12 protein-coding genes are annotated in these 11,351 nt (G+C 46.5%); 9 read left to right on the forward strand and 3 right to left on the reverse strand.

Going from position 1 to position 11,351, the window contains the following annotated elements:
* The first annotated feature begins 540 nt into the window (after positions 1-540).
* The gene (locus tag A8708_RS36075) at positions 541-762 is read left to right on the forward strand and encodes a hypothetical protein (RefSeq protein WP_068663433.1); all 222 of its coding nucleotides are present in this window, start codon (positions 541-543) and stop codon (positions 760-762) included.
* 167 nt (positions 763-929) lie between these two features.
* Here the strand turns inward: A8708_RS36075 and A8708_RS10340 are convergent, their stop codons facing one another.
* On the reverse strand, positions 930-1,577 hold the full coding sequence (locus tag A8708_RS10340) for a hypothetical protein (protein ID WP_204787511.1): 648 nt from the start codon (positions 1,575-1,577) through the stop codon (positions 930-932).
* Between the two features lie 118 nt (positions 1,578-1,695).
* Between A8708_RS10340 and A8708_RS10345 the strand changes: the two genes are divergently transcribed.
* The 4 genes from A8708_RS10345 to A8708_RS10360 all read left to right on the forward strand — a co-directional run bounded on the left by A8708_RS10345 (position 1,696) and on the right by A8708_RS10360 (position 3,682).
* On the forward strand, positions 1,696-1,992 hold the full coding sequence (locus A8708_RS10345; RefSeq protein WP_068663435.1) for a hypothetical protein: 297 nt from the start codon (positions 1,696-1,698) through the stop codon (positions 1,990-1,992).
* The gene (locus A8708_RS10350) at positions 1,986-2,621 is read left to right on the forward strand and encodes an HAD-IA family hydrolase (protein ID WP_068663436.1); all 636 of its coding nucleotides are present in this window, start codon (positions 1,986-1,988) and stop codon (positions 2,619-2,621) included. Before A8708_RS10345 ends, A8708_RS10350 begins: the two co-directional genes overlap by 7 nt.
* A gap of 155 nt (positions 2,622-2,776) precedes the next feature.
* Positions 2,777-3,253 (forward strand): signal peptidase II, encoded by a 477-nt coding sequence (gene lspA, locus A8708_RS10355; RefSeq protein ID WP_068663437.1) that lies wholly within the window; start codon positions 2,777-2,779, stop codon positions 3,251-3,253.
* Positions 3,254-3,346: 93 nt separating this feature from the next.
* Positions 3,347-3,682, forward strand: a complete 336-nt coding sequence (locus A8708_RS10360; RefSeq protein WP_068663438.1) for a hypothetical protein — start codon at positions 3,347-3,349, stop codon at positions 3,680-3,682.
* 64 nt (positions 3,683-3,746) lie between these two features.
* Here the strand turns inward: A8708_RS10360 and A8708_RS10365 are convergent, their stop codons facing one another.
* The gene (locus A8708_RS10365; protein ID WP_068663439.1) at positions 3,747-5,897 is read right to left on the reverse strand and encodes a DNA topoisomerase III; all 2,151 of its coding nucleotides are present in this window, start codon (positions 5,895-5,897) and stop codon (positions 3,747-3,749) included.
* Positions 5,898-6,091: 194 nt separating this feature from the next.
* On the opposite strand from A8708_RS10365, the gene A8708_RS10370 reads away from it, so the two are divergent.
* The 3 genes from A8708_RS10370 (at position 6,092) to A8708_RS10380 (ending at position 8,846) form a co-directional block, all read left to right on the forward strand.
* Positions 6,092-7,714, forward strand: a complete 1,623-nt coding sequence (locus A8708_RS10370; RefSeq protein ID WP_068663440.1) for a sensor domain-containing diguanylate cyclase — start codon at positions 6,092-6,094, stop codon at positions 7,712-7,714.
* A gap of 20 nt (positions 7,715-7,734) precedes the next feature.
* Entirely contained in the window at positions 7,735-8,418 is a 684-nt protein-coding gene (locus tag A8708_RS10375) for an NAD(P)H-binding protein (RefSeq protein ID WP_068663441.1), read from the forward strand.
* A gap of 134 nt (positions 8,419-8,552) precedes the next feature.
* Positions 8,553-8,846: a Dabb family protein gene (locus tag A8708_RS10380; RefSeq protein ID WP_068663442.1), complete on the forward strand. Its 294-nt coding sequence runs from the start codon at positions 8,553-8,555 to the stop codon at positions 8,844-8,846.
* 146 nt (positions 8,847-8,992) lie between these two features.
* On the opposite strand, the gene A8708_RS10385 is transcribed toward A8708_RS10380, so the two are convergent.
* On the reverse strand, positions 8,993-9,850 hold the full coding sequence (locus tag A8708_RS10385) for an AraC family transcriptional regulator (RefSeq protein WP_068663443.1): 858 nt from the start codon (positions 9,848-9,850) through the stop codon (positions 8,993-8,995).
* 144 nt (positions 9,851-9,994) lie between these two features.
* Between A8708_RS10385 and melA the strand changes: the two genes are divergently transcribed.
* Complete coding sequence (gene melA, locus A8708_RS10390; protein WP_068663444.1) at positions 9,995-11,293, forward strand: alpha-glucosidase/alpha-galactosidase; 1,299 nt, start codon at positions 9,995-9,997, stop codon at positions 11,291-11,293.
* Positions 11,294-11,351: the final 58 nt, after the last annotated feature.

The following is an 11,351-nucleotide window of genomic DNA, read 5'->3' on the forward strand; positions in this document are numbered from 1 at the left end:
TGTTGCGTTAGACCTTAAGGATCTTAATTATCCATCGTCCCGATGGATAATCCTACATTACACAAACTTCTTGACGCTACCCCTCGGGGAAGGGAATAGCGCCCAAAAAGGGCGCTATCTGTGTAAATCGCCCGCAGAATAGGCGGGAACTCGGAAATAAGGCCCAAAAAGGGCCTTATTCCAGGACGAGGCAGCCTCGGCGAAGGGAATAGCGCCCGAAAAGGGCGCTATCTGTGTAAATCGCCCGCAGAATGGGCGGGAACTCGGAAATAAGGCCCAAAAAGGGCCTTATTCCAGTGCGAGGCAGCCTCGGCGAAGAGAATAGCGCCCAAAAAGGGCGCTATCTGTGTAAATCGCCCGCAGAATGAGCGTTACAGGAAGATCGCTCACCTGATAACGATAGAAAGGGATATTCTTCAGGTCAAATTGGCCCAGGGAGTATCCCTTTCTTGTTAAGTATCTAATTTGTTTAAAGGATGAAGTATGCGCATATGTGGACGATTTTGTGAAGAGTAGAGGGAAGTAAGGATAGAGTGAGAGTTGGTAGCAGTAGCAGTAGCAGTAGCAGTAGCAGTAGGAGTAGGAGTAGGAGTAGGAGTAGGAGCAGTAGCAGAAGCAGACCGTAAAAGTAGCCAATTGTTTAATCTGATTGGACAATTCAAACAAATCAATGTGAAGTCTACTCTTAGCCCAGAAGGGAATGGGCTGATCAGTGGATGTAGTCCCTTAGACATTGTCCAATGTAGTGATACGGGAACGTAGGTACCCTATTTGGGCTATTTCAGCCGGATTTCATGTGAAACGGAACGTAGATCCGCTATTACCGGATTATCAGCCATAAATCGGCATATCGCGATGAGATAGTGTCTTCACGTTCCGTTACTCCAATGAAATGGGCAAAATTGTCTAAATAGCGCCATCACGTTCCGTTATTCTACCCGAACATTTGCCTGCGAGCTAATAATCTCGGTATTCGGAGCTCCATGGTTCCCGATGATACCAGCCTCGCTATCTGCCAATCCTGCTTCATCCAGGTTGTTTCCTTCGCGCAGTAAGTAGCCAAAAAACAAAATGTAGTACGACACGATGATGAAGAAAACGCCTGCGGTGACGGGATCTTTGGAAAATTGAGAGAAATCAGCAGGTGTGAAGCTAGTTGTTGACCCGGTTGAAATAGCAACACTAGCGTAGCGGTACGCAATGCGACCTAGGAAGAGTACAAGGACGGTGATCTCAATCCAGAGATGTGTGCGATAGTACCAGCCATCACTTCGATGCTCGAAGCGTGTATGGCGAATTGCAGTTCGTCCGAGTAAGGCGCCGCCGGCAAGTCCAATAAGATAGCCGATGAAATGGACGGGATGGACGAAGCCCAGGAGGAAGATAATCACCCCGAATAGGCTGAACAAAGACAGACGAAAGGTGAGTCTGCCACGGGAAAGCTTTTGAAAGCCAATGGTGCGCTTCACCCGTCGATAAATAAAAAAACTAAAGATAAGAAACGGAATTACATAATGTAAAGAGTCCTGCAGGAGAAGCACCTCCAAACCAATTGTTGTATTTCCTAATTGTAGCAAATTTGGACGGTCTATCGTGAGAAATGTTATTCCGTTTACAAAATTGTGTCATACACTTAATAGTAGTTCGATACACTTACTATTACACACTCAAAGTGCCGCAAGGAGTTGACGGTAAATGGCTATGATCACTCATGTTAATGTATGTAACACTGTTAATGAAATTTACTGTTGTCTTCGTAATAAAGTTGTGAAGCTGGACGCGCAGCAAAAGGAGCAATTCTGCAATGGCTGTCGAATGTTTGCAGGTGGTGCAACAGGCTACGACCATGGTGTTTCTTGTACGTGGGAGGATTTGCGAACGGTAAGTAATCCATATGTGGTCCTGGATCCAGCTCAAGAGTTTAAACATAATCAAATTCGCCAAGTGCCGCCCGAGGGTCCGGCCTTATTTGTATATACACCCAGATGGTAAAGCACATCCTATTCGATTTTGACGGGACACTTGTCGATTCCAGGGCGCTCCTGGTTAAGCTCTATAATGAAATGGCCATGCAACATCGTTTTCGTCCCATTCGCGAACAGGACTTGGGACCGTTGCGCTCTATGTCGATTTCCGAACGCGTAGATCGCTTAGGGGTACCTGTGCTCCAAATACCTAAGCTGATGGTGGCGGGGCGCCAGCTCTACCACGAGAACATCCGATCTCTGCAAATTGTGCCTGGTATGAAAGAGGTCATTGCGAAGCTTTCCACACAAGGGGTTAAAAGCTCCATTCTTTCCTCTAATTCAGAAGCGAATATTCGGCTTTTTTTACGAAAAAACAAGCTCGAAGGTGCGTTTAAGGAGATTATTTCTGCAAAGCATATTTTCGGTAAGCACCACTCGATTCGCAAAGTGATGAAGCAATGGGGAACGACGCCTGCACGGATGATTTATGTGGGGGATGAGTTACGGGATATTGAGTCCTGTAAAAAGTTAGGCGTACCCATCGTAGCCGTAACGTGGGGATATGATTCACCTCAACTACTCCTCAGTGGAAATCCGGACCATATGGCACACACGCCTAGTGAGCTGTACCGAATACTAATAGGCCTAAGTTGAGGAACCGTAGCCGATCGAGAAGAGCCGCCACAGAAGCGTCTGAGGGGGCTTTTTGATATGTCATATAATCAGAAATCGCAGAATTAACAGGTAGTCCCCCATTTCAAGTAAAATAAGAATAAAGTTGTAGTTTAAGAGTCGATGGGAGGGTTAAAATGCTATTCTATTCAATTATTGTCGTGATTACAGCTGTTGATCAGCTGTCTAAGTATTGGATACGCTCCGTGATGAAGGTTGGCGAATCCATGCCATTTTATAAAGATATCATTTCATTTACGTATTATCAAAATAGTGGGGCAGCAGGCAGTTCGCTGCAGGGATGGGCTCCTATACTCGGTGTTCTAGCGGTTCTCATTGTGGCAGGGATATGGTGGTATCGTAGAAAAGGCGGTTTTCCGGGAACGTTAAAACAAAGTGCTGCTGCACTCCTTGTAGGTGGGGCGATTGGTAACGGCATTGAGCGACTTCTATTCGGGAAGGTCACCGATTTCATCGTCATTAACTCGGGGAATGGGATTATGAATCTAGCGGATATTGCCATTAATATAGGTGTTGTTCTGTATCTGGTGGACATGCTGTTATCGCAGAGGGGGAGATGGAAAGGGAATGGGAAGAATCCGCAAATTTCTTAGGTATTTAAGCCCTTACATGAGAGATTCATATAGATCTAAAGAACTATTTGTGGTATCCTTCTAGTAGGAATACGTCATGGGAGGGATAGTCACATGAAAGAGGATCGACAAGTACTTGTTGATGAGTTTTTTGCGATGATTCGAAAGCTGAACCGCACGGGATCGGATATTATGCATGTAAGGGAGTTTTTCTGGCGATCTTCGGAAATTCGCGGATTTGTCCCGCCAACTGTTGAGTTTATGACGGTTCTCAAAACGTATAATGCAGTGCTTTTTCATGAGTTTCGGAAATCGCTAGTGCCTCATACTAGTATGCACATCCTAGCTAATGTTCACATGGAAGCCGGAGATGCACTGGTTAGCTTGGGGATCACAACGTTAGAAGATCTCGAATTAGCGGTAAAAGGCCGGATATTAACTAGAGCATAAGCATCGTCCTATCATACAAAAGCCCAAGCGAGCAACTAGTCGCTTGGGCTTTATTTGGTTGGTGTTAGTCTTCTTTCTTCTGCTGCTGAAGGGCTGCAAGCAGTTTGTCTGCAAGTGAGTTGCCAACGCCGGCAGAATCGGAGAATTGCTCAATCAGCTGGCGATTAACTTTGGCTGTAGCCTTGCGGCCGCCACCTCGTGACTCACCGTCGATTTTCTCAACAACATTGCAGGGACGACATTGAAAATATTTGCCGGCTTTACCCGTGTGTATTTCCATCTTTTTATGGCACTGTGGACATCTATGGTTCGTTAATTGTCCGTCAGCTTCACGTTTATACGAGCATTCACGACTGGAACAAACCAGATATCGTCCTCGTTTGCCTTTGACTTCTTGAAGGAATTCCCCGCAATCTGGGCATTTACTGCCGGTTAAATTATGCGGCTTATACGCTGCGGAGCTGTGTTTGACTTCATCGACTAGTTCAGCTGCTTTCTTGCGAATACTACTGAGGAAAGCTTCCATGCTGCCTTTGCCTTTGGAAATGCGTTCAAGTTCGAGCTCCCAGCGTGCTGTAAGCTCAGGTGAACGGAGCTCCTCAGAAGCAAGCTCGATGAGCTGCGTGCCCTTGCCAGTAGGAATGAGCAAGGAGCCTTGGCGTTCGATCGTGTCAGAGGACACGAGTTTCTCGATGATATCAGCACGAGTCGCAGGTGTGCCAAGACCGAACTTTTCCATCTGCGATAGCAGGGAAGCCTCATTATGGCGAGAAGGCGGCTTCGTTTGGCGGCTAACTTGGCGAACGTTGCGAGCGGTAACGGCGTCTTTCTCTGAAGCTTGGGGCAACAGCTGCCCTGTATCTTCTTCGGATTCGGTGTCTTCGCGATCAGGATCGGTGAAATCGGTGGCGCCGTAGACATCTTTCCAACCGGCTTGCTTCACGACTTTACCTGAAGCGTACAGCTTCTCTCCAGCGATTTCAATCGTTAACTTGGTTTCATCGTAGCGGCAAGGACCGCTGAATAAGGCTAAGAATCGGCGAAGAATCAGGTCGTAGAGTCGACGCTCATCTGCGCTTAATGTTGAAAGTGAGATCGCCTCGCCCGTAGGGATAATGGCATGGTGATCGCTGACCTTCGAATCATCGACGATGCGTTTGGTGATCGTCAGCGGCTTTCTAATAAAAGGTGCAGCTAGCGCCGCATAAGGGCCAATCGCTGCCCCTTTCAGTCGGCCAAGCAGAGTCGGTACCATGTCAGAGGTCAAGTAGCGCGAATCGGTTCGCGGATATGTGACCAATTTGTATTGCTCATAGAGTCGTTGCAAGACATTCGACGTTTGTTTGGCTGAGAAGCCAAATTTACGGTTCGCATCGCGTTGCAGCTCTGTCAAATCATAAGCGAGTGGATGCGGAATCTGCTTCTCGGTCTTATTTACTTGCACGATGCGGCCGCTCTGGCCTTGCAGCTTAGCTTTCAAGCTATCGGCGCGCTCGCGATCCCATATGCGCGAGTCGCCGGTCTTCGGGTCCCGCCACTGGGCGCGGAAGGACCCGAGCTCTGCCTCGATCAACCAATAGTCGACGGACCGGAAATCCCGGATTTCCGCCTCGCGGTTGATCATCATGGCCAGCGTGGGCGTCTGCACGCGCCCAGCGGATAACGACGCGCCGAACTTGCTGGTCAGCGCGCGGGTTACATTGAGGCCGATAAGCCAATCGGCCTCAGAACGACAGACGGCTGCTTGATACAGCCGGTTGTAGTCCGTGCCAGGCTTCAGCTGCGCGAAGCCTTCGCGAATCGCCTGATCCGTCTGCGACGAGATCCAAAGCCGTTTGAACGGCTTCTTCCAGCGGATCAGCTCCATAATCCAGCGCGCGACGAGTTCGCCTTCGCGCCCCGCATCGGTTGCAATGACCAGCTCGGAGAGGTCACCGCGACGGCTGAGATGCTCGATGGCACGAAACTGCTGCGACGTTTCTTTCATGACTTTGAGTTTCATTTTGCCAGGGATAATAGGTAGATCTTCCAGGTTCCAGGTCTTGTACTTCGGATCGTAATCATCGGGTTCCGCGAGTGTAACGAGATGGCCAAGTGCCCAAGTGACGACATATTTGGCACCTTCAAAGTGGTGCTTCTGCTTCTGATTACAACCTAATACACGAGCAATTTCTTTGGCGACGCTTGGTTTTTCAGTCAGTACGAGAATTTTCATAGGGGTAATTACCTCTTTTCTACTTACCAACTAGCATAAGCGAAAGGATCCTACTTTTCAAACGGACAATATTTCGCAATATTCGTAGTTTAATGAACTTTTATGCAGGAAATCAGCGTAATTTGTCAATTTTCAACGAGAAATAAGGTATAATGGATATATATAGATATAGAATAAAAAGGGGGGAAACCTCAATGGGGCATGTGTTTTCTCTTTTCTCCGAACATACGATTAAAACAAGACTTCAACTCTGGATAAGCGCAATTATATTGGTGCTGGCTTTTTCAATCATCGTTCCTTTTTACTTCATAGAGAAGAGCAATCGGTTAGATGAGGCTAGGGTTCAACTCAAACAAGTGATTGCGTTACAGAACTTATCTATCGAACGCTGGAATCAGGAAAAGTTGGACGCGATTAAGCGTTTCGCACTTTCAGATAACGCCAAGTTCCACCGGATTGGCGATTTGCAACGGGAGTTTCAAGACTATGCTAAGGTGAACTCGGAGTTTTATTCGATTACGTTCGTTGAGCCGGATGGCAACATTCGCACAGATACGACTTCGATTTACGTGGGGGATCGTCTGTACTATAAGCTTGGCAAGGAGAAGCAAAGCTATGTTTCGGGTATTGTGATGTCCAGGGAAAATGGAAATCCTGTCATTACATTTTCCTCCCCGGTACTTGGTGATCAAGGCGAATTTAAGGGAATTGTACTTGGCGTTGTGACACTCGAGATGCTGAATAAACTCATTGCTCGGCTAAGTTTTGGGGATACAGGTGAGGTCTATGTATTGGATGCAGAAGGCAATATTGTAACGGCCTCGAACAGGTCAGAGAATGACACAAATACGCAACGCGCGACATCGGAAATTTATCACCGTGCTGTGACGAATAGTACGGATTATAGTGCGTACATTGGCTTCTGTGGTGAAAACGTGTATGGTCAATACCAATGGTCACCAACGAAAAACTGGCTTGTTGTTGGGGAAATTACGCAGGGAGAGATTTTCCGCAAGTTAAATGCGTTAAGTATTACGATTATTGTCATTTCCTTGATAGCACTGCTCCTGAGTGTCGCGGCTGCTGTGATGATTGCCTCCAAGATCGAGAGACCGATTCGCTACTTGCTGCGCGCTACGAAGATCATTCAGAAGGGGAATTACGATTACCAGATCAATGTGGATAAAATTAGAACTGCTCCTGTGGAGCTGCGACAATTAGTGGCTACATTTAATCTCATGTCCGATCGGTTGAAGTCCAACATTTCGTTATTGGAGCATTCGGCATGGATGGATCAATTGACAGATGTTCATAATCGACGCTATATGATGCTAGAAGGCAACAAGCAATTGCATATGTGCATTATATCGGGGCAGACTTGTTCCGTCTTGATGATGGATATTGATCATTTTAAGAAAATAAATGATACGTACGGCCACTTAGTGGGGGATGGCGTTCTCCATCATGTCGCGAGTATTCTCAAACGGTATGCGGGGAACGATGCGATTGTAGCGAGATATGGCGGCGAAGAGTTCATTTTGCTATTACTGCGGAAGGATGCGCAAGAGAGTGCTGCATTAGCGGAGGAATTACGAAACATTTTAATAGATGAACCATTTATCAAAGAGTCTTTAGCTGTCAAAATAACGACAAGCATCGGAGTCGCAGAATACTCACCGACATTGGAATACGGAACGATGGTGTTGGAAGATATGGTTTCTAGGGCTGACCATGCGCTGTATCGCGCTAAGTCAGGGGGAAGAAATCGTGTCGTAGTTGATACCAAAAGGTTGTATGATGAAGAGGATCATGTATAAAGATGACGCGGAGGTGTGCAATGAAAGGGAGAACGGCAATCGTTGCTGGTGGATCGGGTTTAGTCGGCAAGGAACTGATCAAGCAACTAGTGAATGATCCAGACTATGATAAGATTATTGCTTTAGTTCGTAAGAAAATGGATCTAGATTTGCCGAATGGACAGGGGAAACTTGAACAGCGAGTGATTGATTTCGCTAAGCTGAGTGAAAGTCTGAAGTCCTCCGAATTCGCGCACGCACATGTCTACTGCACGTTAGGAACAACCATTAAGAAAGCAGGCTCTAAACCACAGTTTCGCAGGGTAGATCGCGACTATCCCCTCCTGCTAGCTGAAGTGGCGAGCAAGGGACAAGCCGACGCGTTCGCGATCGTGACAGCGATGGGAGCAGACCGCTCATCCTCCTTTTTCTACAATCAGGTAAAAGGAGAGGTGGAAGACAAGCTGAGGGGCATGCGTCTTCGCTCGCTTCACTTGCTGCGGCCTTCTCTCATTCTTGGCAACCGTGGGGAATTCCGCTTAGGGGAGAAACTGGGAGGCATCGTTTCGCGGGCTATTGCTCCGTTGATGACGGGTCGACTTCGCAAGTATCGTCCTATCCATGCACATACGATTGCTACCGGCTTGATAAGAGCCGCGAAATCGGGGAAAACAGGCGTTCAGGTGCTAAGCTCGGATCGAATTGCCTCGATTGCGGGTAGATGACCGGCTAGGACAGCCGCGTTTTTGCCATAGCTCTTCAAAATTGAGAGTGGTAGTCGGTTTGCGTTTTTGTTAAGATTAATGTCGTTCATTATTCATATCCTAAATGTCTATAGAAAGAAGGTAAGGATCACATCATGATTGATCATATCGTCCTTGTTAAATTTGCTGAAACTACTACACAAGAGCAGTTGCAAGAGGTTGTTGACCGTTTCAAAGCGCTGCGCCCTCATCTGACAGGTATCGTTGATATCCAAGCTGGTATTAACTTCTCCGAGAAAAATCAAGGATTCCAAGTTGTACTGTCCGTGCGTTTCGAAGATAAAGCTGCATTGGCAGCTTATGGTCCGAATCCAGAGCATCAAGCGGTTGCCGCGTATATTCGTGAAGTTGGCCGTGTGGACAGCTTAATCGTGGATATCGAGATTTAGAGCATTGGCACGTATCAGTGGAAAGAACCACATATAGATGGAGAAAATCCAGTTATCTTCCTATTTTGATGAAAATGGGCAGGAATAGCTGGATTTTTTCCATTTATTTCGTTGGTGAACATTCGTGGGGACAACCTGCCGAATAGTTAGACATTTCGGAGTTCTTTCCGATACACGGATGGTGCGGAACCGCTCCACTTGTGGAACTGCTTCGAGAAATAGAGTGCATCATTGAAGCCGACGGAGGAGGCGACTTGGTCAATGGTCATAGCGGTTTGGAGCAGCTGCTTGGCCCGTTCCATGCGGATGTTGAATAGATATTGCATCGGAGATGATCCGGTGGATTGTTTGAACATTTTGCACAAATAGGTACGGTGATAACCCAAGCTGCGAGCGAGATGCTCGATAGAGACCGCTTGTGTGTACTGCAATTCTAGATATCGGATAGCTTGACCGATCTGACGTTGGATATCGGTTTCGGCGATTTGCTTCGTCGTGATGTGATGTGTGTTTGTTCGTCCAAGCTCACGTAGGAGCAGCTTTAGCCAGCCTTCGGATTCCAATTCTTCGAGTTCTGGAAATTCTGTCTGTTGGAAAGAGGCACGAATATGCCGATAGTAGTGCCGAAGTTTACGCGTATTACTATTGGATATTACGGCTTGCTCAGGGGTGGCGCCAATATGAGATAACGTTGTGCTTGCACTACGTCCGGTAAAAGCGACCCATATATAATGCCAAGGAGTATCTGCATCTGCGATATACGAGAATAACTCGCCTGGATAAATGATAAAGGTATCGCCTGTAGAGCAAGTGTAGGTGCGACCTCCTATTTCAAAGATACCATTGCCTGATAGAACGGTATGAATTAAATAATAATCATGAACGGCAGGTCCCATTTTATGTTGGGGGAGGGGCTTGCCTTCGCCGCTGAAAAGGACAGATAAGTCCGGATTGCTATGTAAGGGATTAATTCTGACGTCGAAGTATGTATGTTCTGAATTCATAGGTGCCTCGCTTTTTTTATTATGATCGTAATCTAAAAAACTACAAATGTCCATATTGGAGTTGTTTCAATCCATGTTTTTCAAAGCGGGCTTGCGCTATAGTAAGAATATAATAATAGATTATTTGTTGGAGGAGATTCTTACATGTCCAAAATTACTTTTTTAGGTGCAGGAAGCACAGTTTTTGCCAAAAATGTACTAGGTGATTGCTTGCTTACACCCGCACTACAAGGCTATGAAATCGCTCTCTTTGATATTGATCATCAGCGGCTGCAAGATTCTGCTAATATGCTGAATAATATTAAAAAAACGAGTGGAAGCACCTCCATTATTAAAGCGTATACAGATCGTAAAGAAGCGTTGAGCGGTGCCAAATTTGTGGTAAATGCAATCCAAGTAGGTGGCTATGATCCATGTACGATTACGGATTTTGAAATTCCGAAAAAGTACGGTTTGCGTCAAACGATTGCAGATACGGTTGGAATTGGCGGAATTTTCAGAAACTTGAGAACGATTCCGGTTATGCTGGATTTCGCAGCTGATGTACGTGAAGTATGTCCGGATGCCCTGTTCCTTAACTACACCAATCCGATGGCTGTACTGACAAATGTAATGAACACATACGGCGGTGTGCGTACGGTTGGTCTGTGCCATAGCGTGCAAACTTGTGTACCTGAACTGTTCAAGCACCTAGAGATTGACCAAACAGGTGTGAAAGCCAAAATCGCGGGCATTAATCATATGGCTTGGTTGCTCGAAGTGTCGAAGGATGGCGTTGACCTCTATCCAGAGATTAAGAAACGTGCTGCCGAGAAACAAAAAGAGAAGCACAAAGACATGGTTCGCTACGAAATGATGCTGAAATTCGGTCATTATATTACGGAATCTTCCGAGCATAATGCTGAGTATCACCCGTATTTCATCAAACGGAACTACCCAGAGTTGGTTGATCGCTTCAACATCCCATTGGATGAGTATCCGCGTCGTTGTGTTGATCAAATCAGCCGCTGGAAGCAAATGCGCGAAGATCTCGTAAATGATGCGAACTTGACGCATGAGCGTTCACATGAGTATGCTTCGTACATTTTCGAAGCAATCGAGACGGATGTTCCGTTCAAAATCGGCGGTAACGTCATGAATACTGGCTTGATCACGAACTTACCTCGCGAAGCTGTAGTTGAAGTGCCATGTTTGGTTGACCGTAACGGTGTAACACCTACTTACGTCGGTGATCTGCCTCCGCAATTGGCAGCGCTGAACCGTACGAATATCAACACGCAGTTGTTGACGATTGAAGCGGCGATTACTGGTAAGCGTGAGCATATTTATCACGCAGCGATGCTGGATCCGCATACCTCAGCTGAGCTGTCCATGGACGATATCATCGCGATGTGCGATGAAATGATTGAAGCTCATGGCAAGTGGTTGCCAGAATATAAATAAGATAGGCATTATAACCTGGGCAATGTATGCATAGAATCTTTTATTTTCGCTACTCAAG

This window comes from Paenibacillus oryzisoli, from assembly GCF_001653565.1.
GTDB lineage: Bacteria > Bacillota > Bacilli > Paenibacillales > NBRC-103111 > Paenibacillus_E > Paenibacillus_E oryzisoli.